The following is a 23,264-nucleotide window of genomic DNA, read 5'->3' as shown; positions in this document are numbered from 1 at the left end:
GCCTGGCGACCAAACGAGTTTCGTCAGTCGGACAGTCCGTCCGGACGGTCAGTCGGACAGCCCGGGCGGCAGGGCCCGCTCGTGCACGACCACGAGACGCTGCGTCGGGCGGGTCATCGCGACGTACAGGTCGGACGCCCCCGAGGTCCCCGCGAGGATCTCGTCCGGCTCGACGAGCACGACGGCGTCGAACTCGAGCCCCTTCACGGCGACCGGGTCGAGCACGACGACGCGGGCCTCGGGCCCGCCCGTCAGGGCGTCGGCGACGCCCGGACCTCGGGTGCGCGCGAGGCTCGCCACGACCGCCTCGTGCACCGCCCCGACGCGCTCCCGCGTCGTGACGACGGCGACGCGACCTCCCTCGTCCCCGACGAGCTCGAGCGCGAGCTCGTCCGCGGCCGAGGCGGCCGCCGTCACGACCGTCCCGGCGGCCACGTGGCGCAGGACGAGCGAGCCACCGACCTCGCGCGCCGACTCGAGCGTCGACGTCGGCAGGCCTGCAGCCCGCGCGACGCGCAGCCCGGCGCGCGCCACCTCGGCCGGCGTGCGGTAGTTCACCGTCAGCTCGGCGACGTGCCACGCGTCGCGGAACACGGGCCGCAGCGTCCGGGCCCACGACCGGGTGCCCGCCGGCGACGAGGTCTGCGCGACGTCGCCGACGATCGTGAAGGACCGGGTCGGGCAGCGGCGCAGCAGCATGCGCCACGCCATGGCCGACAGCTCCTGCGCCTCGTCGACGACGACGTGCCCGTACGCCCACCGTCGGTCCGTCGCGGCGCGCTCCGCCGTGGTGAGCCGCGGGCCGCCGTCCGTGAACCGGCCGACGAGCGTCTCGGCGTCGACCATGCCCCCGCCGGCACCCGAGGACGTCAGGACCTGGCGCGCGTACTCCAGGTCGGCGGCGCGCTGCTCGGCCGCGGCACGCTCCTCGGCCCGGCGGAGCTGGTCGTCCTCGCCGAGCAGCTCCGCGGCCTCGTCGAGCAGCGGGACGTCGGCGTCCGTCCAGGGAGCACCGGCGGGGCGCGCGAGCAGCGCGCGGTCGGCCGCGGTGAGCTCCGGCGCGGCCTCCGCGAGCCGGTGCGGCTTGGTCCACAGGTCCTCGACGAGCCGCTGCGGGGTGATGGGCAGCCAGGCGAGGTTCAGCGTCACGCGCACGTCGCGGTGGGCGCGCAGGTCCTCGAGGACGTCGTGCCCGACCTCGCCCGGCTCGAGCCCCGCCGCGGCCGCGTACTGGTCGGCGAGCCGCCGCAGCATCTCCTTGACGAACACCCCACGGGCCTCGTTGTGCGGCCGGTGCGCGCGGCGGGCACGCCCCTGCGCGTCCCGGACGTCGGACCGCCGGATCGTCAGGACGTGCCCGTCGAGCCGCACGGTGACGTCCTGCGCGGGCACGCGCTGCCGGGCGCGCACGGCGCGCGCCACGACGTCCTTCCAGACGGCGCGACCCTTGACCCCCGTCACCGCGGGGTCCTCGACGGCGGTCGCCGTGACGCCCGGGAGCAGGTCACCGATCGTCGAGCTCACGACACCCGTCTCGCCGAGCGACGGGAGCACCTGGTCGATGTAGCGCAGGAAGGACCGGCTCGGGCCGACGACGAGGACGCCGGAGCGCTCGAGCTGGCGGCGGTGCGCGTACAGCAGGTAGGCCGTGCGGTGCAGCGCGACGGCCGTCTTGCCCGTCCCGGGCCCACCCTGCACGACGAGGGCGCCCGCGAGCGGGGAGCGGATGATCTCGTCCTGCTCGCGCTGGATCGTCGCGACGATGTCGTGCATGCGCGCGGTCCGCCCCGCCGACAGCGACGCGAGAAGGGCGCCCTCGCCCGACAGGCCTGCCGTCTCGTGGTCGGTGCTCCGCAGGTCGAGGACCTCGTCCTCGACCGAGCGCACCGTCCGCGCCCGGGTCACGAGATGGCGCCGCCGGCGCACGTCGTCGGGCTGCGCTGCCGTCGCCCGGTAGAAGGACTGCGCCGCGGGCGCGCGCCAGTCGGTGAGCAGCGACACGTGCTCGTCGTCGGTCAGCCCGATGCGGCCCACGTACCGCGTGGTGCCGTCCTGCAGGTCGAGGCGTCCGAACACGAGCCGCTCCTCGACGCCGTCGAGCTGCGCCACGCGGTCCTCGTACAGCGTCGCGAAGGCGTCGCGCTCGCTGCGGTTCTGCGGTGATCCGGACGGACCCTCGCGGCGCACGGCGCGCAGCCTCGCGTGAGCCGCGGCGCGGAGCGCGTCGAGCCGGGCGTACAAGATGTCCACCACGCCCTGCTCGTGGTCCAGCTCGTGCTGCCTGCTGCCCGGCACGCGGTCCTCCTGACCTGCTCGTCCTGACCTGTTCTTCGTGGTTGCCGTCGCGATGACGGCTGCCGCCCGCCCGGCCGGACGACAGGGTCCGGTCGTGGGAACGGCCATCCAGTATCCCGCGATCGGGAAGCGTCCGGCGCCGTCGTGCGTTGTGACGGTCATGACCGGACTGGACCCGCGAGGAATCTACGAGATCGACCGTGCGACGGTGGCCGAGGAGCTCGGCCGCGCGCCGGGCACCGGGCCCGTGCTCGTGCACCTGCTCGACGGTTTCGTCGACGCGGGCGGGGTCGGCCGCCGGGTGCGCGAGCACCTGCTGGAGCACGGTGGCCGCCGCGTCGCCACGTTCGACGTCGACCAGCTGCTCGACTACCGGTCGAAGCGGTCCACCATGACCTTCGACGCGTCGCGCTGGGCCGACTACGACGAGCCCGTGCTCGCGATCGACCTCCTGCACGACGCCGAGGGGTCGCCGTTCCTCGTCCTGCACGGCGCGGAGCCCGACCTGCAGTGGGAGCGGTTCGTCGCGGCCGTCACGCAGGTGGTCGACGAGCTGCGCGTGTCGCTCGTGGCGACGGTCCACGGGATCCCGATGGCCGTCCCGCACACGCGCGCCGCGACGGCGACCGTCCACGGGACGTCCGACGCCCTCGTGGGCGCGGCGCCGGCGTGGTTCGGCCGCGCCGAGGTGCCCGCGAGCGCGTCCGCCCTGCTCGAGTACCGGCTCGGGCGCTCCGGCCACGACGCGATCGGGCACGCCGTGCACGTGCCCCACTACGCCGCCCAGACGCCGTACGCGCCGGGTGCGATGCACGGGCTCACGCTCCTCGAGGGCGCGACCGGGCTCGACCTCTGGAGCGGCGAGGTGAGCGAGGAGTCGCAGGAGGCGCTCGCGGAGGTCGCGCGGCAGGTCGCCGGTTCCGACGAGCTGACGGCGCTCGTCGAGGGGCTGGAGCGGCAGTACGACGCGTTCGCGCAGAGCGAGGCGCGCAGCCTCCTGGCGCAGGAGGAGCGGCTGCCGTCGGCCGACGAGCTGGGCGCCGAGCTCGAGCGCTTCCTGGCCCAGCAGCACGGGGGCGAGTGACCGGTCGGCGGGTGGGCCAGGGCGGCGCCGACCTGTCGGAAAAGCCCGCTCGTCGTGCCGATGGCCGAAGGGTCCGCTCCGTGCCACACTGTCCGGGTTGCAGCGAGTTGCTGGACCGGACCCGCCGCTCGACCGAGCCGACGGAGGCTCCCGAGCGCGACCGTGCCCGCTCCTCGGCGCGGCACGGTGGTCGGGTGAAGGGCCCGGCCCACGGCAAGTCCCTCGAAGGGCAGAAGGACAAGAGGAACGCAGCATGGCGCAGGGTTCTGTGAAGTGGTTCAACGCGGAGAAGGGCTACGGGTTCATCGCCCAGGACGGCGGCGGCTCCGACGTCTTCGTCCACTACTCGGCGATCGACACCCAGGGGTACCGCAGTCTGGACGAGGCGCAGCGCGTCGAGTTCGAGATCACGCAGGGTCCGAAGGGCCCGCAGGCCGAGAACGTCCGACCGGTCTGACCCGTCGGGCACCGGCCCGTCGACGTCGTACGGCGCCGCATCCCGTCGGGGGTGCGGCGCCGTCCGTGCGTCAGGGGTCCTCGTGCGTCAGCGGTCCTGGTGCGTCGGACGGACCCAGTACGTCAGGGCGCCGCAGTGTCGGCGGCAGCGGTGGCCTCCGTCGGCGGGGGCGTGGCCGGGTCGGCGGGCTCGTCGTGCCGCGGGGGTGTCGTTCCCGCGAAGGCCGTGAGCTCGGCGCCGCCCAGCGCCCGGGCCGGGACGGCGAGCGTGCGCAGGGCGCGTGCGAGGGCGGCGTCGTCGGCGAGGGGGACCGGTGCGTCGTCGGCCCGCTGCCCGTCGTCGTCCGGAGGGCGCGGAGGCCGGGCGGCGAGGACGAGGTTGCCGTAGCGCCGCCCGCGCAGGACGGCGGGCTCGGCGATCATGACGACGTCCCGCGCGCCGGCGGCCCGGAGCGTCGCGACCTCGGCGCGGGCCAGGGCGAGCGGGGGACGGTCGGCGCAGTTCACCAGGTAGAGACCGTCCGGAGTCAGGACGCGCCAGACCTCGTGCGCCATGCCGGTCGTCGTGAGGTGGTCCGGGGTGCGGTCGCCCGCGAACACGTCCCGCACCACGACGTCGGCGGACCCGTCCCGGAGCGTGGCGAGCACCGCGCGGGCGTCGCCCGGGCGCAGCCGCAGGCGGGGTGCGCGCGGCAGGTCGAACCACTCGCGGGCCCGCTCGAGCAGCTCCGTGTCGAGGTCGACGGCGGTCTGGGTCGAGCCCGGTCGGCTGTGCTCGACCCAGCGCGGCAGCGAGCACCCCGCCGCGCCGAGGTGGACGGCGCGCAGGGGCCCGGGCGGCGCCGAGCCGTCGATCACGGCCGCCATCTGCTGCATGTACTCGAACGTCAGCAGGCCCGGGTCGTCGAGGTCGACGTACGAGCTCGGCACGCCGTTGACGTGCACGGTCACGGCGTTGCGGTCGGGGTCGGGGACGAGCTCGACCGTGCCCGTCGTGGTCGGCAACGGTCCGGTCGGGAGGTCGGCGGCGCGCCGTGTCGGTGCCCCGCGCGATCCTGGTCGTGCCGGTGTGCGGCGACGCGTGCTCCGGCTCATGGTCACAGTCTCTCCGAACACGGCGCGGCTTGACATCGGTCGAACAGGTGTTCGATCCTGAGGACGGAGGTGGCGAGATGGTGCGCAGCACGGTTCCCGGCCCGGTCGCGGTGCCCCGGGCGGTGACGCTGCTCCTGGCGCGGGCCGATGCCGAGCTCGCCGCCGCCCACGCGGCGGGGGAGCCCGCGGAGCGCTTCGTGCACGCCCACCTCGCCGCTCTGCGTGCGGCGGCGGCCCTCGTGGCGCTGCGCAACGTCGCCGCACCGCGCGGGCGGACGGCGTCGGTCTGGGTGCTGGTCGAGCGCGCCGAGCCGGGCCTCGCGGCGTGGTCGAGCTACTTCGCCGACGGCGCCCGGCTGCGCGCCGCGGTCGACGCGGGACGCTTCGACGCGGTCGACCCGGCGCGTGCCGACGAGCTCGTCCGGTGCGCCGAGGACTTCCGCGACGAGGTGGCGGTGCTGGTCGACCCGGCCGCGTCGTTCGCCGGGGTGCACGTGACCCGGCAGGCGTCGTGAGCCGCGCATGAGCAACGCTCCTCGTTCTGCCGAGGTCCGCCGCTCCTGGGGCACCGACGACACGGGGTGCCACGTGCTCCACGTCGACATGGACGCGTTCTTCGCGTCGGTCGAGCTCGTGCGGCGCCCGGAGCTGCGCGGGCTGCCCGTCATCGTCGGCGGTTCCGGGCGGTCCGTCGTGCTGTCGGCGACGTACGAGGCACGCGCGTTCGGGGTCCGGTCCGCGATGCCCATGGCGCGCGCTCGGGCGCTGTGCCCCCAGGCGGTGGTCGTGCCGCCAGGACGCGCCGCGTACACGGACGTGTCGCGGGCCGTCATGGACCTCTTCCGTGAGGTGACACCGGTCGTCGAGCAGGTGAGCGTCGACGAGGCGTTCCTCGACGTCTCGGGCGCGCGTCGCCGGCTCGGCGGCCCGGCCGAGATCGGCGCCCGCCTGCGCGACCGGGTGCAGCGGGAGCAGGGCATCACGTGCTCGGTCGGGATCGCGTCGACCAAGCACGTCGCCAAGCTCGCGTCGACGCACGCCAAGCCGGACGGCATGCTCCTCGTCCCGCACGACGCGACCGTGCCGTTCCTGCACGCCCTGCCGGTCGGCGCTCTGTGGGGCGTGGGGGAGCGCACCGCGGAACGGCTGCGGGCGCTCGGCATCGACACCGTGGCCCAGCTCGCCGAGACCGACCTCGCACGGCTCGTGTCCGTGGTCGGGGCGGCGCACGGCCGGCACCTGCACGACCTCGCCTGGGGTCGCGACGGCCGAGCGGTCGAGACCGAGCGCACCGAGCGGTCCGTGGGTGCCGAGCGCACGTACGAGGTGGATGAGCGCGACCGGTCCCGCGTGGGCCTGACGGTGCTCGAGCTCGCCGACCGGTGCGCCGCGCGTCTGCGCTCCGGCGGGCTGGTGGGGCGCGTCGTGAGCCTGAAGGTCCGCACCGACGACTTCCGGACCTTCACCCGGTCGCGGTCGCTCGCGTCGCCCGCCGACACGGCCCACGAGATCGCGGTGGTCGCCCGCGAGCTGCTGGCGGCCGCCGAGCTCGGTGGGCGCCCGGTGCGCCTCGTCGGGGTGCGCGTCGAGGGGCTGGAGCCCCGGGCGGCGGCCGCGCTCCAGCCCACGCTCGACGACGCCTTCGCCGAGGTCACCGTGACGGCCCGGGCTGCAGAGGAGGCCCTGGACGCCGTGCGGGCACGCTTCGGGGCCTCGGCGGTGCGTCGCGCGTCCACCGTGGGCCGCTCGACTACCACGACGCGCGGGGGAGACCTATCCTGAGGGGGATAACACCGTCACGAGTCGCCCGGGGGTCCTGATGCCTCTGTCAGAGTACGAGCAGCGCGTCCTGGAGCAGATGGAGCAGGCTCTGACGTCCGACGATCCACGGCTCGCCAACACCCTGCAGTCGGCCGAGCGCCGTCCCGTGTGGCGGTACGTCGTCGGTGCAGCGCTGGTCGTGGTGGGTCTGCTCGTGCTCGTGCTCGGCGCGGCGTCCTCACAGTGGATCGTCGGCATCGTCGGCTTCGTGCTGATGTTCGGCGGAGTCGTCCTCGCGGTGCTGCGGCCGCGTCAGCGGCGCGGCCCCATCGGCGTGGTGGGCGGCACCGCGGCGCCTCGTCCGGCGCCCCGTCGCCCGCAGCCCCCGTCCGGTCAGGGCTTCATGAGCCGGCTCGAGGAGCGCTGGGAGCGGCGTCGGAACGGCGACGGCCGCTGACCGTCGACTGCGCTCCCGCGGCGACCCGGTCGACGAGGTCGGCCAGGGTGGCCGCGTCCACGTCGGGCACGACCCGCGCGTAGCGAGCCTGCTCGACCAGCCCCGTCAGCGTCCGCAGTGCTGCTGACGCGTCCGGGTCCAGCCGGTGCCCGCTGAGCACGAACACGGCATCCTCCACCTCGCCGGCGGCGCGGCGTGGCGTGGTCGACGACGGCCAGTGCACCCCCAGCGCCTCGAGGCGACGCACGGTCGTCGCCCACGCGGCCTCCGGATCGGCAGGAGGGGTCCGTGCGGCGCGTCGGCGCAGGAGCCACACCGCGGTCCCGACGGCGGCCAGCAGCACGAGCCCGACGAGCGGTGCGACCCACCGGTGCGTGCGCGAGCTCTGCGCCGCGGCGGCGCCCGCGTGCGCGGGAGCCTCCGCGTGCGACGTGGCCTGCGACGTCGCGGTCGACGTGCTGGTCGTGGTGGCGCGCGGCGGGGGGATGTCCTCGGGGCGCGGCGCGACGGCGGCGCTGCTCACGGTCGCCCACTGGGGCGGCGCGCCGGACTGGACGGCCGGGGTCGGCTCGAACCGGACCCAGCCGGCCCCCTCGAACCACACCTCCGGCCAGGCGTGGGCGTCCACGCCGCGGACGTCGGCGCTCGTGCCGTCCGCCGTGGGGTGGACGAGGTAGCCGACGCCGACGCGCGCCGGGATGCCCAGGTCGCGCAACATCATGGTCATGGACGTGGCGAACTGGACGCAGTAGCCGGTGCGCGCCTGCAGGAAGTCCCACACCGCGTCGCCCGTCTTCGGCGGGGGAGCCTTGGTGGTGTACGTGAAGTCGCTGCCGCGCAGGTAGTCCTGGAGGACCACCGCGCGCTCGTAGTCGTTCGTCGCTCCCTGCGTGAGCTGACGGGCGAGCGCGGTGACGTCGTCGCGGTGGGACGTGTCGGGCACCTCGAGCGCGGCTCTGATCACGTCCGGGACGTCGTCGGGGACGCCCAAGGCATCCTGGGCGAGCGTGTCCGCGTCGAGGCTCCGAGGCCGGACGACCAGCGCGTACGGCGACGTCTCGTCCTGCGCGGCCGTGCGGTACAGCTCGTCGCGGTCGGCGTCGTAGCGCAAGGTGCCGTCGGTGCTGCGCACCGTGCTCGGCTCGGTGGTCGTGGCGAGGCGCTGGTGGGGGAGCAGGTGCGGTGAGACGACGACCTGCTGGCCGGCTGAGCGGCCGCCCGGCTGCGCGCCGACGGCCTGGGTGTCGTCCAGCGCCGGGAGCGAGGTCGCGTCGTCCCGCTCGGGCACCCAGCTCGACCCGTCGAAGCTCGTCAGGGTGTACAGGCGCATCGGACCGACGCCGTCCAGCGAGCCACGCGTCGTGAGCGACATGACGACGGTCTCGGGCCGCTCGCCGAGGTCCTGCAGGACGTTGAGGTCGTTGCCGAGGCGCCCCGTGGAGGACGTCCCGCCGAAGAGGCCCTTGAGCGGGCTGTCCGAGCCGTCGCGCACGAACCCGGCCGCGGATCCGACCGCGACCGCGGCGACGACGACGACGACCGTGACCGCCGCCGTCGAGGCCGTCGCCGACAGGCTGCGGCGCACGCCGGCGGGCGCGGCGGTGCGGCGCCCGGCGCCCGGCGCGGGTGCCGCACGGTCGACGGCGAGCAGCAGCAGCGGCGTCGCGCACCACCCGAGGAGGGTGGGCAGGGGGACGTGGCCGGCGATCACGAGGGCGGGCAGGCTGAGCGTGACGGTCACCACCGCGGCCGCCACGGGACGACGCAGGGGGATCGCGAGGGCGTCCGCCACGAGCAGGGTCAGGATTCCGGCGCCCAGCGTCACCGTCGTGACGGGCGCGGTCGCCTCGATGGGCGGGACCGACGTCTGCGCGAGGTGGTAGAGCTCGGTCGCGGAGCCGAGCGTCCGGCCCACGACCGAGGGGCGGAGCACCGCCGCCTCGGCGTCGCCAGCCGTCCCGAGCGCGAACCAGACGACCACGCCCACGACGGCCCCGACGAGCGTCGGGACCCAGCGGGCCGGGTCGGGGACCCGCGGGTCGGTGCGTCCGGCGCTGAACCAGCGTGCGATCCCCACGCTCAGCGCGACGAGCACGAGACCTGCCGTGAGGCGAGCGATCCACGCGCCGTTCCACACGACGGTGGTGAGGCCGTAGAGGCTGAGGCTCACGGCGGACGTCACGACGGCGAGTGCCGCGACGTCCCGGAGGCGGGCGGCGGGTGTCATGCGACCTCCGTGGCGAGGGACGACCAGGCGCGCGCGACGGGGGAGCCGTCGAACACGGTGACGGCGCGCCAGCCGGCCGACCTCAGGGCGGCCACGGTGTCGGCCGCCCGTTCCTCGAGCGCGGCGGTGGTGTTGCGCGGCAGCACGACGACCGCACCGTGGAAGGCGTCGCCGGCGAGCCCCGCCAGCGCGTCCGCGCCCTCCTGCGGCTGGGGGGCGATCACGGCGAGCACCAGCTCGTCGTGACGCCGGTGGCCGCGCAGGGCGCGCGAGGTGTCGACCACCGCGCGGACCGCGCCCGCAGGCTCCTCGAGAGCGGTCAGGTCGACGCACTGGTCGAGCACGTGCGCCCGGCCCTCGCCGCGCCCGCCCGAGGCGTGCGGCACGGCCGCGACGTCGGGGACGTGCGCCGTGCCGAGGACGCGTGTCGCGTGCCCGCTGCCGACGAGCGCGACGGCGAACGAGCCCGCGCACGAGACGGCCCACTCGCCGGGCGGACGTGTGAGGCTCGCGCGGCCGGGCGGGGCGACGAGCAGCGCGCGGTCGAAGAGCACGGTCGCGGGAGGCGTCCCGGCGCTCTCGTCGGCGCGGACCATGATCCGCCCGCGCCGGGCGGCGCTGGCCCAGTGCACGCGGCGCAGGTCGTCGCCGACCACGTACTCGCGCAGCACGGCGTCGTCGGGGGAGGAGCGTCGTGACCCGGCGGCGGCGTCGCTGCTGTGCTGGAAGCTGCTGCGGGCGCGGGCGGGGAGCTCCTCGACGGCGGGCCACACGGTCACCGTGGTGGTGCCGCCGAACGACCGGCTCGCCTCCACCAGCCCGAACACGTCCTCGACGGACGCGGTCGCGGGCCCGAGCTCCCAGCGGCCGCGGAGCTCGGGACGCAGCGAGTACAGGACGCGGATCTCGTCGGTCGTGACGTCCTGCCGGCCGCGCGGCGGGGTGCCGGCGAGCTCGGCCGACACGTTCTCGGAGATCCGCATGCGTGCGAGCCGGGCGCGCGCGGCGCTCTCGTGCTCGACGGTCGACACGACGAGCGCCACGTCCGTCGCCTGTCCGGCGAGGACGGGGTCGGGGGCGACCCGCCGGGTCGTGGTGAGCGCGTTGCGCCGTCGCTCGCGACGGTGCAGCCCTGTGTGCACGGCGGCGACGCCGACCGCGACGGGCAGCACCAGCCCGAGCACGACCAGGTCGGTCAGCCCGACGGCGAAGCCGAGGAGGGCGACGACACCGCCGCCGAGCGCGAGGGCGCGACCACGCGGCGTCACCCTGACGTGGGTCTCGTGGGTCCTGCCAGGCACGTCGGCCTGCTTCAGCGGAGGCCGGCGTCGCTCCCGGCGGACACGCCCGCCGGGACCGGCGTGCGTGCCACCAGGGACTCGATCACCGCGGACGTCGTCGTCCCGGAGAGCCGGGCGTCGGTGGTCAGCAGCAGCCGGTGCGCGAGCACGGGCACGGCGAGCTCCTGGACGTCGTCCGGCAGCACGTGGTCGCGTCCGTCGAGGGCGGCGACGGCCTTGGCGGCCCGCAGGAGCTGGATGCCGGCGCGAGGCGACGCCCCGAGGCGCAGGGAGGGGTGGGTGCGGGTCGCGAGCACGAGGTCGAGCACGTACTGCTTGACGGCGGCGGCGGCGTGCAGCTCGCGGACGGTGTCGACCAGGCGGACCACGGTCGGTCCGTCGACGACGGGGCGCACGTCCGCGAGCGGGTCGCGGCTCTCCATCCGGTCGAGGAGCACGAGCTCGGCGGCCGGGTCGGGGTAGCCGACGGAGAGGCGGGCCATGAAGCGGTCGCGCTGCGCCTCCGGCAGGGGGTAGGTCCCCTCCATCTCGACGGGGTTCTGGGTCGCGACCACGAAGAACGGCCGGGGCATGGCGTGGGTCACGCCGTCGAGCGTGGTCTGGCCCTCCTCCATGCACTCGAGGAGCGCCGACTGGGTCTTCGGCGAGGCGCGGTTGATCTCGTCGCCGATGACGACGTTGGAGAAGACGGGCCCGGGACGGAACTCGAACTCGTGCGTGTGGCTCCGGTAGATGTTGACGCCGGTCAGGTCGGTGGGCAGCAGGTCGGGGGTGAACTGGATGCGCCCCACGGTGCCGTCCACGGCGCGGGCGAGCGCCTTGGCGAGGGTGGTCTTGCCGACGCCCGGAACGTCCTCGAGCAGCAGGTGGCCGCCGGCGAACAGGACGGCGAGCGTGACCCGGACGGCGTCGGGCCGGCCGGTGACGACGGACTCGACGGCGAGTCGGATGCGGCCGGCGGTCTCGGCGACCTCCGCGAGGTCGGGCGCCGTGCCCGTGCTGCTGCTGCCGGTCTCGATGAGCAAAGCACGTCCCCCGTCGGTCTTGTCCGCGGCGCGGACACCTGCCTCGTGACCCCAGAGCCTAGTTCACCGCGGCCCCTGTGCGTGACGCGGGTCACGTCGCGACCCGCCGGGCTGCTCGCGCGCCCTCCACCGCCCACCACGGGCCCTGACCTGCACGGACGGCGCGGTGACGGGGTGAACTGGCTTTTCGGCGAGCGTCGGGTGGGGGGCTGTGGAGTAAAGTGGAGGCGATGGGAGAGGTCAGGGGGTGGGGACAGTGCTCGAGTCGATCGCGGGGGTGCCGAGCCTGCTGCTCGGGACCTTCACGCCGCGTCTCGACGACAAGGGCCGCCTCATCCTCCCGGCCAAGTTCCGTCCCCAGCTCGCACCGGGCCTCGTGCTCACGCGTGGCCAGGAGCGGTGCCTCTTCCTCTTCCCCATGGACGAGTTCCGCCGCATGTACGAGCAGCTGCGCGACGCCCCCGTCACGAACAAGGCGGCACGTGACTACCTGCGCGTGTTCCTCTCGGGGGCGTCCGACGAGTCGCCGGACAAGCAGGGTCGCGTGTCGGTGCCCGCGCACCTGCGCCAGTACGCCGGTCTCGACCGGGACGTCGCCGTGATCGGCGCCGGCACCCGCGTCGAGATCTGGGACCTCCCGGCGTGGCAGGAGTACCTGGAGCGTCAGGAGGCCGTGTACGCGCAGACGTCGGAGGAGGTGGTCCCCGGGCTCCGGCTCTGAGGTCGGCGCGGCCCTCGCGGGTCCGCACGGTGAGGCCTCCTCCCGCCTGCTGACGCACTTCCCCGGCGTCAGACAGTCGCGGAGGGAGACCTGACCGGACGGGCTCCTCCACAACACTCCACCCCGTAGTCCACCCAGGACACCGAGCACCACGAGCAGGACGAGAGGAGGACCACCATGGCGCACGACCAGGAGCCCGGCTCCCCGCAGGAACGAGCGGCCGCCGACCGGCACGCCCCTGTCCTGCTGCAGCGCTGCGTCGACCTCCTCGCGCCCGCGCTCGCCGCCGACGGGTCGGTCCTCGTGGACTGCACGCTCGGGATGGGCGGGCACACCGAGGCGGTGCTGCGGCAGGTGCCGACGGCGCGCGTGGTGGGCATCGACCGTGACCCCGAGGCGATCCGGCTCGCGTCGCAGCGTCTGGCCCCGTTCGGCGACCGCTTCACGGCCGTGCACGCGGTGTACGACGAGATCCAGGACGTCGTCCGCGGCCTGGGCACCGACCGGGTCCAGGCCGTCCTGATGGACCTGGGGGTGTCGTCGCTGCAGATCGACGAGGCCGACCGCGGCTTCGCCTACTCCCAGGACGCGCCGCTGGACATGCGGATGGACCCGACCACGGGCGACACGGCGGCGGACGTCCTCAACACCTACCCGGAGGCCGACCTCGTGCGGATCCTGCGGGAGTACGGCGAGGAGCGGTTCGCGCCGCGCGTCGCCCGGGCGATCGTCCGGCGCCGTGAGCAGCGCGCGTGGGACCGCAGCGGCGAGCTCGTCGACGTGGTCCGCTCGGCGATCCCCGCAGCGGCACGGCAGACGGGCGGCAACCCCGCCAAGCGGACGTTCCAGGCGCTGCGCATCGAGGTGAACCAGGAGCTCGCGGTGCTGGAGCGCGCGGTGCCGGCGGCGGTCGACGTCCTGGCCGTCGGTGGGCGCCTGGTCGTCGAGGCGTACCACTCGCTCGAGGACCGCATCGTCAAGCGCGAGCTCGCGCGGGGCGCCGAGTCCAGCGCCCCGCCCGGCCTGCCCGTCGAGCCGGAGACCCACCGTCCCTACCTGCGCCTGCTCACCCGCGGCGCGGAGGAGGCGGACGCCGGCGAGCTCGAGCACAACCCACGCTCCGCGTCCGTGCGGCTCCGCGCCGCCGAGCGCGTCCGGGAGACCCCCGACCACCTGCGTCACCGTGACACCCCGGCAGCCCGCGGCACCCGCGGGGCCAAGCCGACCCACCGATCGAGGGAGAACCGCCGATGAGCACCACTGACGGCGCGACCGCCCGTGTCCTGCGCCAGTTCGACCCCGCCGGAGGGCAGGAGCGGTCCGCCGCGGGCGCGTCGCCGGCCGTCGCGAACGGCCCGCGCCTGCGCGTGGTCCGCGCACCGGGCGCGGACCGGTCCCGGGCGCCCTTCGCCCTGCTCTGCGGCGCGGTCGTCCTGGGCGCCCTCGTCCTCGCGCTCCTGCTGAACGTGCAGATGGCGCACGGCTCGTTCGTGTCGCAGCAGCTCGAGGTCGACCTGGCCCGTACGGCACAGGACACCCAGAAGCTCCAGTCGCAGGTCGACGCGGCGTCCTCGCCGGCGCAGCTCGCCCGGTCCGCGCGCGAGCTCGGCATGCAGCCGCGCAGCTCGCAGGCGTTCCTCCGGCTCGCGGACGGCAAGGTGCTCGGCGCGACGAAGCCGGCCGACGGCTGACGGACGCACCAGGACGGACGGCGACGATGAGCCCGACGACGAGCAGGACCCCGACCGCACGGCGCGCGGCGCCCCCGTCGCGCGCGGTGGCGGCGGGGTCGTCGGCTCGTCCGGCGTCGGGGGCGTCGGCGGCGGCTCGGCCGGCGAGCCCGTCGGCGCGTGATGCCGCTGCACGGGGCGTCCGCGCTGCGGGGTCCGGGGGATCGGGTGGACCGGGTGGTCCGGGCCCCGGCGGGGGACGCGGTCGGCGACCGCTCCCGGGACGTCCCGAGGTGCGGCAGCGGTGGATCGCGATCGTGGTGCTCGTCGCGCTGCTCGGGTTCGCCGCCAAGCTCGTCGAGGTCCAGCTCGTGGACGGTCCCGGCCTCGCGGAGAACGCCCGGATGGAGCGCGAGACGACCACCACCGTCCCGGCGCAGCGCGGCGACATCCTCGACACGAACGGCGTGGTGCTCGCGACGAGCGAGGTGCGCTACACGGTGTGGGTCGACCAGACCCTGGTCGCGACGTGGGACCCGGCGAAGGACCCCGACGCGCCCGTCGTGGACGGCACGGGCGCGCTCGCGGCGGCGCGTGCCATGGCACCTGTGCTCGACGTCCCGGCGGCCGAGCTGGGCGCCGCGCTCAACGGCACCAAGCGGTACAAGGTGGTGGCGCGGGACGTGCTCCCCGCGACCTGGCGCGTCCTGCAGGGAATGGGCATCACGGGGCTGGGGGCCGACCCGACGCAGCAGCGCGTCTACCCGTCGGGGACCACGGCGGCCAACCTCCTCGGCTACGTGAACTCCGAGCAGCAGGGCGCGGGCGGTCTCGAGCGCCAGCTCGACGCCACGCTCTCCGGGACCCCCGGGAGCGAGACGTACGAGCGGGGCCGCGGCGGGCAGAAGATCCCCGACGCCGGCCAGACCGGGACGGCGGCCGTGCCCGGCTCGGACGTGACCACGACGGTGGACCAGGACATCCAGTACAAGGCGCAGACCGAGGCCGACGCCGCTGTCTCCAAGACGGGGGCGTCCTGGGTGGTCGTGGTCGTCGAGGACTCCCGCACGGGGGCGGTGCTGGCCCTCGCGGACTCCGGCACGAAGGATCCCAACGACCCGTCCGTGCCAGCCGACCAGCGCGGCTCGCAGGCGGTCCAGTGGACCTTCGAGCCCGGCTCGACGGGCAAGGTCATCACGATGGCCAACCTGCTCGAGCACGGCGTCGCGAAGCCCACGTCGAAGTACACGGTGGGCTACACGTACGCCGCGGACAACGGGGAGGTCTTCCACGACTCCCACGAGCACGGGACGGAGAAGCTGACGCTCGCCGGCATCCTGGCGGAGTCGTCGAACTCGGGCACCGTGCAGGCCGGGTCGGCCCTGTCGAGCCAGGCGCAGTACGACATGATGCGCAAGTTCGGCCTGGGTCAGGCCACGGGGCTCGGACTGCCGGGCGAGTCGTCGGGGCTCGTGCGGGAGCCTGCCGCGATGGACGGCAGGTCCCGGTACGCGGTGCTGTTCGGTCAGGCCCTGACGGTGAACGCGGTGCAGGTCGCGGACGTGTTCTCGACGGTGGCGAACGGCGGGGTCCGCCCGCCGGCGCACCTGGTGCAGGGCACCACCGGTCCCGACGGGGTGTACCACGCGCAGGACCCGGGCCGCAGCACGCGCGTCGTCTCGCAGAAGACGGCGTCGCAGCTCACCCGGATGCTGGAGTCGGTGGTCGACGGCGAGGACGGCACGGGTGCGAAGGCTGCCGTGCCGGGGTACCGCGTGGCCGGCAAGACAGGGACGGCGGAGGCGGCGGGCGCGAACGGTTCGCTGAGCTCCATCGTGGCGTCGTTCGTCGGTTTCGCCCCGGCGGACGACCCGCGGCTCACGGTGGGCGTCTTCGTCAAGGACCCGAAGTCGTCGATCTTCGGCGGGGAGACCGCGGCACCCGTGTTCAGCAAGGTGATGGGGTTCTCTCTCGACGACCTCGGCGTCGCGCCGAGCGGTACGAAGGCGGACCCGTACAAGACCACCTGGTGACCCGCCCCATGACCGAACCACGACCGGTTCGTGGTGCTCCGCACGATAGGTTTTCCCCTGTGAGCCACGTACCCACGACCGCCCCCGGCCCGGCCGGCCTGCGCCCCGCGCGGCCGACGCCCCGCCCGCTGGACGAGGTCGTCGAGGGCGTCGCGCAGCGGGTCGTCCTGCCGGCCGGGACGCCGTCGGCGGGCACCCGGGGGTTCGTGCTGCCGACCGTGTCCGGGGTCGTCATCGACAACCGTGCCGCGCTCCCCGACGACCTCTTCGTCGCGCTCCCCGGCGCCCGCGTGCACGGGGCGCGGTTCGCCGCCGACGCGGTCGCGCGCGGTGCCGTGGCGGTGCTCACCGACGACGCGGGCGCGGCGCAGTGCGGCGGCCTGGACGTCCCGGTCGTGGTCGCAGACGACCCGCGGGCCGTGCTCGGCGAGGTGGCCGCGCGGGTGCACGGCCGGCCTGCGGAAGCCCTCGCGACGTTCGGCGTGACGGGTACGAACGGCAAGACGACGACCACGTACGTCCTCGACACCCTGCTGGCAGCCCTGGGCCGTACCACGGGCCTGGTCGGCACGGTCGAGACCCGCTCGGCGGGCCGGGCCGTGCCGAGCGCCCTGACGACGCCCGAGGCGGGCGACCTCCAGGCACTGCTCGCCACGATGCGCGAGGACGGCGTCGACGCGCTCGCCATGGAGGTCTCGTCGCACGCCCTGGCGCTGCACCGGGTGGACGCCGTGGTCTACGACGTCGCGGGCTTCACGAACCTCAGCCAGGACCACCTCGACTTCCACGGCGACCTCGACTCCTACTTCTCGACGAAGGCGACGCTGTTCGCCCCCGACCGGTCGCGTCGTGGCGTGGTCGTCCTGCCCGGTGGGGGTGAGGGGCGGGCCTGGGCGCAGCGCCTGCTCGACGAGGCCACCGTGCCGGTCGTCGCGCTCGACCTCACGGGCCGGGGCGAGCGGGACGGGTGGACCGTGCTGGACGTCGAGGCCGGGGCACACCAGCAGGAGTTCCGGCTGGTGCACGCCGACGGGCGGTCGCTCGACGTGACGACGACGCTCCCGGGCGGCTTCAACCTCGCGAACGTCGCGCTCGCGGTCGTGATGGTCCTCGAGTCCGGTGTCGGCGTCGACGACCTCGCGGCGGCACTCACGCGGTCCGGTGGCGTGCGCCCGGTCGTGCCCGGCCGCATGGAGACGGTCGGCGACCGGCCGCGCACCGTCGTGGACTTCGCGCACAACCCTGACGCGCTCGCGCTGGCGCTCGACGCGCTGCGCCCCACCACGGCAGGGCGCCTCGTCGTCGTGTTCGGCGCGACCGGCGAACGTGATCGGGGCAAACGTCCCATCATGGGTAGGGTTGCGGTCGAGCGTGCGGACGTCGTGATCGTGACCGACGACGACCCGCACGGTGAACCTGCAGGTCAGGTCCGTGCGGAGGTCCTCGAGGGGGCACGGGCCGCGCAGGCCGCCGGGGGGCGTGCCACCGTGGTGCGCGAGGCGGCGCCACGGGCGCGGGCCATCCGTGACGCGGTGCTCGACGCCGGCCCGGACGACACCGTCCTGGTCGCGGGCCGCGGGCACGAGGTGTGGCAGGAGATCGACGGCGTGAACCATCCTCTGGATGATCGCGTCGAAGCACGCGCGGCCCTCGCGGACCGTGCGGCCAAGGACACGGGAGAGCAGGACGCATGATCGAGCTGACTGCGGCGCAGGTCGCCGCAGCGACGGGCGGCACGGTGCGTGCCGCCCACCCCGACGACACCCGGGTGACCGGGCCCGTCGTCGTGGACTCGCGCCAGGTCGTGCCGGGGGCGCTGTTCGTCGCGCTGCCGGGTGAGCACGTCGACGGCCACGACTACGCGGCGGGGGCGGTCGCGGCGGGGGCCGCGCTGGTGCTGGCACAGCGTGAGCTCGACGTCCCGTGCGTCGTCGTCGACGACGTGCAGGCGGCGCTCGGCGCGCTCGCGCGTCACGTGCTCGCGACGCTGCGCGACGAGGCCGACGTGCGGGTCGTCGCGATGACCGGGTCGGTGGGCAAGACCACGACGAAGGACCTCCTGGGCGCGCTCGTGTCGCCGCAGGGGCCGACGGTCGTCCCGCGGGGCTCGTTCAACAACGAGATCGGGCTGCCGCTGACCGTGCTGTCCGCGGACCGTGAGACGCGCTTCCTCGTCCTCGAGATGGGCGCGGACCACGAGGGCAACCTCACCTACCTCACCGGGATCGCGCCGCCCGACGTCGCCGTCGTGCTGGTCGTCGGCAGCGCGCACCTCGGGTACTTCGGCAGCGTGGACGCCGTGGCGCGCGCCAAGGGCGAGCTCGTCCAGGGCCTGCGCCCGGGCGGCACGGCCGTGCTCAACGCGGACGACCTGCGCGTCGCCGCGATGGCCTCGCTGACCGACGGCCCGGTCGTGCGCTTCGGCACGATCCCCTCCGCGGACGTCCGGGCGACGGACGTGCGGATCGACGTCGAGGGCCGGGCCGCGTTCGTGCTGCACGCCGCGGGCGAGACCCACGACGTGGCGCTGCGGCTCGTCGGCGAGCACCACGTGACGAACGCGCTCGCCGCCGCTGCCGGTGCGCTCGAGCTCGGAGTCGCACCGGTGGACGTGGCTGCGCGGCTCTCGCAGGCCGGTGCCGCGAGCCCGCACCGCATGCACGTCGTCGACCGACCGGACGGCATCCGCATCATCGACGACGCGTACAACGCCAACCCGGACTCGATGCGAGCCGGGCTGCGCGCCCTGGCCGTCATGGCGGCGTCGCAGCGTCGCCGCTCGGTCGCCGTCCTCGGCGAGATGCTGGAGCTCGGACCCGACTCGCGCGCGGTGCACGACGAGCTCGGCGAGCTCGTCGTCCGGCTCAACATCCGCAAGCTCGTGGTGGTCGGAGCGGGAGCGGGCGGCATCGTCGACGGTGCGGTCCGCGAGGGCTCCTGGGGTGACGAGGTCGTCCACGTGGCCGACGTCGCCGAGGCGTCGGCGTTCCTGCGCGACGAGCTGGTCGCGGGCGACGTCGTCCTCGTGAAGTCCTCGAAGGGCGCGGGCCTGTGGCGGCTCGCGAACGAGCTCACCGGTCTGGAGGTCCCCGCGTGATCGCGATCGTGGTCGCCGGCGTGGTCGCCGGCGGTTTCTCGCTGTTCGGCACGAAGTGGTTCATCCGGTTCCTCGTCAAGCACCACTACGGCCAGTTCATCCGGCAGGACGGACCGACCGCGCACTTCACGAAGCGCGGCACGCCGACCATGGGCGGCGTCGTCATCCTGGGCTCCGCCGTGGTCGGCTGGGTCGTCGGGAGCGTCATGACGGGCCGGGCGCCGAGCGCGTCGGCGTGGCTCGTGATGTTCCTGACGTGCGGCCTGGGCCTCATCGGCTTCCTCGACGACTACACGAAGATCCGGCGCCAGCGCAGCCTCGGGCTGTCGCCCATGGCGAAGATCATCGGCCAGGCGGTCGTCGGCATCACGTTCGCCGTCCTGGTGCTGCAGTTCCCCAACGGGAACGGCCTGAAGCCTGCCTCGACGTACATCTCGTTCCTGCGCGACACGAAGGTCGACCTGGCGTTCGCGGGCGCGACGATCGGCGTCGTGCTGTTCGTGGTCTGGGCGAACTTCCTCATCACGGCCTGGTCGAACGCGGTGAACCTCACCGACGGTCTCGACGGTCTCGCGACGGGCGTCTCGATCGTCGTGTTCGGCGCGTACCTCATGGTCACGGTGTGGCAGCTCAACCAGAACTGCCAGCGTGCGGTCGAGGCCGTCACGGCCTGCTACGAGGTGCGCGACCCGCGCGACCTCGCGATCATCGCCGCCGCGATCATGGGCGCCTGCTTCGGATTCCTGTGGTGGAACGCGAGCCCCGCCCAGATCTTCATGGGCGACACGGGCGCGCTCGCGCTCGGTGGTGCGCTCGCCGGGCTCTCGATCGTCTCGCGCACCGAGCTGCTCGCGGCGATCATCGGCGGTCTGTTCGTCATCGTCGCGATGTCGGACGTCATCCAGATCGGGTACTTCAAGGCGACCGGCAAACGCGTGTTCAAGATGGCGCCGCTGCACCACCACTTCGAGCTGTCGGGCTGGGGCGAGGTCACCATCGTCATCCGGTTCTGGCTCATCGCGGGACTCTGCGCGAGCCTCGGGATGGGCGTCTTCTACGGCGAGTGGGTGGTGACGTAGTGCCGGACGTCGCGCTCCCCGGTGCCCGCGTGCTCGTCGCGGGCCTGGGAGCGAGCGGACGGGCCTGCGCCCGGGTGCTCGCAGACGTCGCGCGCGAGGTCGTCACCGTCGACGACCGGGCACAGGACGCGGACGTCCGTCCCGCGGACCTCGCGGGGCAGGTCGAGTCGTTCGACCTCGTCGTGACGAGCCCCGGCCTGCCGCCGACGCACCCCGTCCTGGTGGAGGCCGTCGCGGCGGGTGTGCCCGTGTGGAGCGAGGTCGAGCTCGCGTGGCGCCTGCGCGTGCCGCGCGCCACCGGCCCGGGTGCGGGGACCCCGGCGCCGTGGCTCGCCGTCACGGGGACGAACGGCAAGACGACGACCGTCGGCATGCTGGCGTCGATGCTCGAGGCGGCGGGTCTGCGCGCCCCTGCCGTCGGCAACATCGGCCCGTCCGTCCTCGAGGCGGCGCTCGACCCGGCGAACGACGTCCTCGTGGTGGAGCTGTCGAGCTTCCAGCTCCACTTCACGCACACGATGTCGGTGCTCGCGGGCGCGGTCCTCAACGTCGCTCCCGACCACCTCGACTGGCACGGCACGCTCGACGCGTACGCGGCCGCGAAGGGCCGCGTGTACGAGCGGGCGCAGGTCGCGTGCGTCTACAACGTGGCGGACCCGCGGACCGAGGCGCTCGTGCGCGAGGCGGACGTCGTCGAGGGCGCGCGTGCGGTCGGCTTCACGCTCGGCGCCCCGCGGCGCAGCGAGCTCGGTCTCGTCGAGGACGTCCTCGTCGACCGGGCGTTCCACCTCCCGGCCGACGCCCCCGACCGGCACGCGTCGGCGGCCGAGGTCGGAACGCTCGCGGATCTCGCACACCTCGGCGCCCCGGACGGCACGGTCCCGCCGCACGTCGTCGCGGACGCGCTCGCCGCGGCCGCGCTCGCCCGTGCCGCAGGGGTGGACGCGCGGGCCGTGCGCGACGGCCTGCGCGCGTACGCGCCGGGCGGCCACCGGATCGAGCAGGTCGCCCTCTCCGGCGGGGTCGCCTGGGTGGACGACTCGAAGGCGACCAACGCGCACGCCGCGGCCGCCTCGCTCGGCGCGTTCCCCGCGGGCACCGTGGTCTGGGTCGCGGGCGGCCTCGCCAAGGGGGCGCTGCTCGACGATCTCGTCCGGGCGCGCGCCGACCGGCTGCGGGCCGTCGTGCTCGTCGGGGTGGACCCGGAGCCGTTCGCGGGCGCGCTCGCCCGACACGCGCCCGATATCCCGGTCGAGCGTGTGGACCCCGGTGACACTGGGACCGTGATGCAGCGAGCCGTCCGTGCAGCCCGCGCCCTGGCGCGCCCGGGCGACACGGTCCTGCTCGCCCCCGCGGCGGCCTCGATGGACCAGTTCCGCTCCTACGCGGAACGCGGCGACACCTTCGCGGAGGAGGCCCGGGCGCTCGGTCCCGACACGGGTCGTCACGCATGACGCCGGGCTCGTCCGCACCGCGGGTGGCGCGGGCGTCCCGTGGTGCGGCCGCCACCGGACGACCGAACCGCAGCACCGCGGTCCCCGCCGCCGTGCCGGCCGCGCGGCCCGCGGGGTCGGGCGCGCCCCGCGACAAGGCGGCACGCCGGGAGCGTGTCGCGCGCAGCACCCTGTCCGTCGTGGCCGACAACCCGCTGACCACGTACTACCTCATCCTCGGGACGACGCTCGCGCTCCTCGCGATCGGGCTGCCGATGGTCCTGTCGAGCTCGTCGGTCACGCAGATCGCCAACAACAAGTCGCCCTACGGGACGTTCTCCAACCAGGCGCTCTTCGCCGGCATGGGCCTGGTCGTCATGGTGGCCGCGTCCCGCCTCCCACCGGCCGCGTTCCGCCGCCTCGCGTGGCCCGCGCTCACCGCGGCGGTCGTGCTGCTCGCGCTCGTCCCCGTCATCGGGCTCGGGGCGAACGGCAACAGGTCGTGGCTCAAGGTCGGCCCCGTCATCGTCCAGCCCGCCGAGATGGCCAAGCTCGCCCTCGCGGTCTGGCTCGCGACCGTGCTCGCCCGCAAGCGCAACCTGCTCGGCCGCACCCTGCACGCCCTCGTCCCCGCGGTGCCCGGCGCGCTCGCCGTCGTCGGGCTCGTCCTGGTCGGCAAAGACCTCGGCACGGCGCTCGTCCTCATGCTGCTCGTCGTCGGGGCGCTGTTCGTGGCCGGAGTGCGGCTGCGGGTCCTGCTCGGTGGGATGGTCATCGCCGGAGCTCTCGTCGTCCGCGTCCTGGTGTTCAACCAGGCGGGCTCCAACCGGCTGACGCGCATCCAGTCCACGCTCGAGGGCTGCCAGCACGCCGCCACGAACGCGGCCACCACCTGCTACCAGTCCCTGCACAGCTTCCAGGCGCTCGGCACCGGGGGCCTCACGGGTGTCGGGCTGGGCGCGAGCCGCGAGAAGTGGAGCTACCTGCCGGAGGCCCCCAACGACTTCATCTTCGCCGTCATCGGCGAGGAGCTCGGGCTGCTCGGCACCCTCCTGGTCATCACCCTGATCGGGGTCCTGTCGTACGCCTGCCTCCGCCTCGTGCGACGGCACCCGGACCCGTTCGTCCAGATCGCGACGGGGGCCGTGGCGTGCTGGGTGATCGGCCAGGCCGTCCTCAACATCGGCGTGGTCGTCGGGATCTTCCCGGTGATCGGCGTCCCGCTGCCGCTGGTGTCCGCGGGCGGCTCGGCGCTGGTCACGACGCTCGCCGCGATGGGACTCCTGCTGGCGTTCGCCCGCACGGAGCCGGGCGCCGCGCTCGCGCTCGCCGCGCGGCCGTCGGTGGCCCGCCGGTCGCTGGCCGTGGTCGGCGGCGTGCGCCGGTCCGCGGGACGGACCCCGGCCGAGAGGCGCCGCACGGGTCGCCGCGCCGGACGACGCGCCGCGACAGAGCCAGACCCCTCGACCGCACGGCAGGGACGACCTCGCCCCGTGATCGTGACGCACGACCGCAACGACAGCTAGGAAG

The 23,264-nt window shown here is 74.8% G+C and carries 19 protein-coding genes; 14 read left to right on the top strand and 5 right to left on the bottom strand.

Annotated elements, in window-relative coordinates; all coding sequences use genetic code 11:
• Nucleotides 1–48: 48 nt before the first annotated feature.
• Entirely contained in the window at nucleotides 49–2,457 is a 2,409-nt protein-coding gene (locus CLV34_RS00925; protein ID WP_245858860.1) for a HelD family protein, read from the bottom strand.
• Between CLV34_RS00925 and CLV34_RS00920 the strand changes: the two genes are divergently transcribed.
• Nucleotides 2,456–3,379 (top strand): proteasome assembly chaperone family protein, encoded by a 924-nt coding sequence (locus CLV34_RS00920; protein WP_100348412.1) that lies wholly within the window; start codon nucleotides 2,456–2,458, stop codon nucleotides 3,377–3,379. The two genes, CLV34_RS00925 and CLV34_RS00920, sit on opposite strands and share 2 nt — an antisense overlap.
• Before the next feature lie 253 nt (nucleotides 3,380–3,632).
• A complete protein-coding gene (locus CLV34_RS00915) occupies nucleotides 3,633–3,836 on the top strand; it encodes a cold-shock protein (protein WP_100348411.1) in 204 nt (67 codons plus the stop codon).
• 122 nt (nucleotides 3,837–3,958) lie between these two features.
• On the opposite strand, the gene CLV34_RS00910 is transcribed toward CLV34_RS00915, so the two are convergent.
• Nucleotides 3,959–4,930 (bottom strand): spermidine synthase, encoded by a 972-nt coding sequence (locus CLV34_RS00910; RefSeq protein ID WP_157803645.1) that lies wholly within the window; start codon nucleotides 4,928–4,930, stop codon nucleotides 3,959–3,961.
• A gap of 77 nt (nucleotides 4,931–5,007) precedes the next feature.
• On the opposite strand from CLV34_RS00910, the gene CLV34_RS00905 reads away from it, so the two are divergent.
• From CLV34_RS00905 to CLV34_RS00895, 3 genes are read left to right on the top strand one after another with little or no spacing between them, the layout of a single operon-like run.
• The gene (locus CLV34_RS00905) at nucleotides 5,008–5,445 is read left to right on the top strand and encodes an SAV_6107 family HEPN domain-containing protein (protein ID WP_170044541.1); all 438 of its coding nucleotides are present in this window, start codon (nucleotides 5,008–5,010) and stop codon (nucleotides 5,443–5,445) included.
• A 7-nt stretch (nucleotides 5,446–5,452) separates the two neighbouring features.
• Nucleotides 5,453–6,712 (top strand): DNA polymerase IV, encoded by a 1,260-nt coding sequence (gene dinB, locus CLV34_RS00900; RefSeq protein ID WP_100348408.1) that lies wholly within the window; start codon nucleotides 5,453–5,455, stop codon nucleotides 6,710–6,712.
• 37 nt (nucleotides 6,713–6,749) lie between these two features.
• Nucleotides 6,750–7,148 (top strand): DUF3040 domain-containing protein, encoded by a 399-nt coding sequence (locus CLV34_RS00895; protein WP_100348407.1) that lies wholly within the window; start codon nucleotides 6,750–6,752, stop codon nucleotides 7,146–7,148.
• Here CLV34_RS00895 and CLV34_RS00890 read toward each other — a convergent pair.
• The 3 genes from CLV34_RS00890 to CLV34_RS00880 are packed head-to-tail and all read right to left on the bottom strand — an operon-like array spanning nucleotide 7,093 to nucleotide 11,701.
• Nucleotides 7,093–9,375, bottom strand: coding sequence for a transglutaminase TgpA family protein (locus CLV34_RS00890; RefSeq protein ID WP_100348406.1), 2,283 nt, complete (start codon nucleotides 9,373–9,375; stop codon nucleotides 7,093–7,095). The genes CLV34_RS00895 and CLV34_RS00890 overlap by 56 nt on opposite strands.
• A complete protein-coding gene (locus CLV34_RS00885; protein WP_157803644.1) occupies nucleotides 9,372–10,676 on the bottom strand; it encodes a DUF58 domain-containing protein in 1,305 nt (434 codons plus the stop codon). Before CLV34_RS00885 ends, CLV34_RS00890 begins: the two co-directional genes overlap by 4 nt.
• Before the next feature lie 11 nt (nucleotides 10,677–10,687).
• Nucleotides 10,688–11,701, bottom strand: a complete 1,014-nt coding sequence (locus CLV34_RS00880) for an AAA family ATPase (RefSeq protein ID WP_425436155.1) — start codon at nucleotides 11,699–11,701, stop codon at nucleotides 10,688–10,690.
• Nucleotides 11,702–11,987: 286 nt separating this feature from the next.
• Here CLV34_RS00880 and mraZ point away from each other — a divergent pair, with 286 nt between their 5' ends.
• From mraZ to ftsW, 9 genes are all read left to right on the top strand, one after another.
• Complete coding sequence (mraZ, locus tag CLV34_RS00875; RefSeq protein ID WP_100349105.1) at nucleotides 11,988–12,422, top strand: division/cell wall cluster transcriptional repressor MraZ; 435 nt, start codon at nucleotides 11,988–11,990, stop codon at nucleotides 12,420–12,422.
• 177 nt (nucleotides 12,423–12,599) lie between these two features.
• Nucleotides 12,600–13,676 (top strand): 16S rRNA (cytosine(1402)-N(4))-methyltransferase RsmH, encoded by a 1,077-nt coding sequence (rsmH, locus tag CLV34_RS00870; RefSeq protein ID WP_100348404.1) that lies wholly within the window; start codon nucleotides 12,600–12,602, stop codon nucleotides 13,674–13,676.
• On the top strand, nucleotides 13,673–14,113 hold the full coding sequence (gene ftsL, locus CLV34_RS00865) for a cell division protein FtsL (RefSeq protein ID WP_100348403.1): 441 nt from the start codon (nucleotides 13,673–13,675) through the stop codon (nucleotides 14,111–14,113). The genes rsmH and ftsL overlap by 4 nt, the downstream gene beginning before the upstream one ends.
• Before the next feature lie 272 nt (nucleotides 14,114–14,385).
• Nucleotides 14,386–16,125 (top strand): peptidoglycan D,D-transpeptidase FtsI family protein, encoded by a 1,740-nt coding sequence (locus CLV34_RS00860; protein WP_245858858.1) that lies wholly within the window; start codon nucleotides 14,386–14,388, stop codon nucleotides 16,123–16,125.
• Between the two features lie 8 nt (nucleotides 16,126–16,133).
• Entirely contained in the window at nucleotides 16,134–17,819 is a 1,686-nt protein-coding gene (locus CLV34_RS00855; protein ID WP_100348401.1) for a UDP-N-acetylmuramoyl-L-alanyl-D-glutamate--2,6-diaminopimelate ligase, read from the top strand.
• The gene (locus CLV34_RS00850; protein ID WP_100348400.1) at nucleotides 17,816–19,222 is read left to right on the top strand and encodes a UDP-N-acetylmuramoyl-tripeptide--D-alanyl-D-alanine ligase; all 1,407 of its coding nucleotides are present in this window, start codon (nucleotides 17,816–17,818) and stop codon (nucleotides 19,220–19,222) included. Before CLV34_RS00855 ends, CLV34_RS00850 begins: the two co-directional genes overlap by 4 nt.
• Nucleotides 19,219–20,301: a phospho-N-acetylmuramoyl-pentapeptide-transferase gene (gene mraY, locus CLV34_RS00845; RefSeq protein WP_100348399.1), complete on the top strand. Its 1,083-nt coding sequence runs from the start codon at nucleotides 19,219–19,221 to the stop codon at nucleotides 20,299–20,301. The genes CLV34_RS00850 and mraY overlap by 4 nt, the downstream gene beginning before the upstream one ends.
• Nucleotides 20,301–21,755 (top strand): UDP-N-acetylmuramoyl-L-alanine--D-glutamate ligase, encoded by a 1,455-nt coding sequence (gene murD, locus CLV34_RS00840; RefSeq protein WP_100348398.1) that lies wholly within the window; start codon nucleotides 20,301–20,303, stop codon nucleotides 21,753–21,755. Before mraY ends, murD begins: the two co-directional genes overlap by 1 nt.
• Entirely contained in the window at nucleotides 21,752–23,260 is a 1,509-nt protein-coding gene (gene ftsW / locus CLV34_RS00835; protein WP_100348397.1) for a putative lipid II flippase FtsW, read from the top strand. The genes murD and ftsW overlap by 4 nt, the downstream gene beginning before the upstream one ends.
• The last annotated feature ends 4 nt before the right edge of the window (nucleotides 23,261–23,264 follow it).

The sequence above is a fragment of the Luteimicrobium subarcticum genome (assembly GCF_002798015.1).
In the GTDB taxonomy this organism is placed as follows: domain Bacteria; phylum Actinomycetota; class Actinomycetes; order Actinomycetales; family Cellulomonadaceae; genus Luteimicrobium; species Luteimicrobium subarcticum.
Note: the sequence above shows the minus strand (reverse complement) of the source record. Positions and strands in the feature narration are given on the sequence as shown.

What these genes read in the sequence shown, in the direction of transcription:
- CLV34_RS00895 (WP_100348407.1), top strand. Translation starts at nt 6,750, where the DNA reads ATGCCTCTGTCAGAGTACGAGCAGCGCGTCCTGGAGCAGATGGAGCAG.
- CLV34_RS00920 (WP_100348412.1), top strand. Translation starts at nt 2,456, where the DNA reads ATGACCGGACTGGACCCGCGAGGAATCTACGAGATCGACCGTGCGACG.
- CLV34_RS00915 (WP_100348411.1), top strand. Translation starts at nt 3,633, where the DNA reads ATGGCGCAGGGTTCTGTGAAGTGGTTCAACGCGGAGAAGGGCTACGGG.
- CLV34_RS00925 (WP_245858860.1), bottom strand. Translation starts at nt 2,457, where the DNA reads ATGACCGTCACAACGCACGACGGCGCCGGACGCTTCCCGATCGCGGGA.
- CLV34_RS00905 (WP_170044541.1), top strand. Translation starts at nt 5,008, where the DNA reads ATGGTGCGCAGCACGGTTCCCGGCCCGGTCGCGGTGCCCCGGGCGGTG.
- CLV34_RS00855 (WP_100348401.1), top strand. Translation starts at nt 16,134, where the DNA reads ATGACCGAACCACGACCGGTTCGTGGTGCTCCGCACGATAGGTTTTCC.
- ftsW (WP_100348397.1), top strand. Translation starts at nt 21,752, where the DNA reads ATGACGCCGGGCTCGTCCGCACCGCGGGTGGCGCGGGCGTCCCGTGGT.
- CLV34_RS00910 (WP_157803645.1), bottom strand. Translation starts at nt 4,930, where the DNA reads ATGAGCCGGAGCACGCGTCGCCGCACACCGGCACGACCAGGATCGCGC.
- CLV34_RS00850 (WP_100348400.1), top strand. Translation starts at nt 17,816, where the DNA reads ATGATCGAGCTGACTGCGGCGCAGGTCGCCGCAGCGACGGGCGGCACG.
- rsmH (WP_100348404.1), top strand. Translation starts at nt 12,600, where the DNA reads ATGGCGCACGACCAGGAGCCCGGCTCCCCGCAGGAACGAGCGGCCGCC.
- ftsL (WP_100348403.1), top strand. Translation starts at nt 13,673, where the DNA reads ATGAGCACCACTGACGGCGCGACCGCCCGTGTCCTGCGCCAGTTCGAC.
- dinB (WP_100348408.1), top strand. Translation starts at nt 5,453, where the DNA reads ATGAGCAACGCTCCTCGTTCTGCCGAGGTCCGCCGCTCCTGGGGCACC.
- CLV34_RS00890 (WP_100348406.1), bottom strand. Translation starts at nt 9,375, where the DNA reads ATGACACCCGCCGCCCGCCTCCGGGACGTCGCGGCACTCGCCGTCGTG.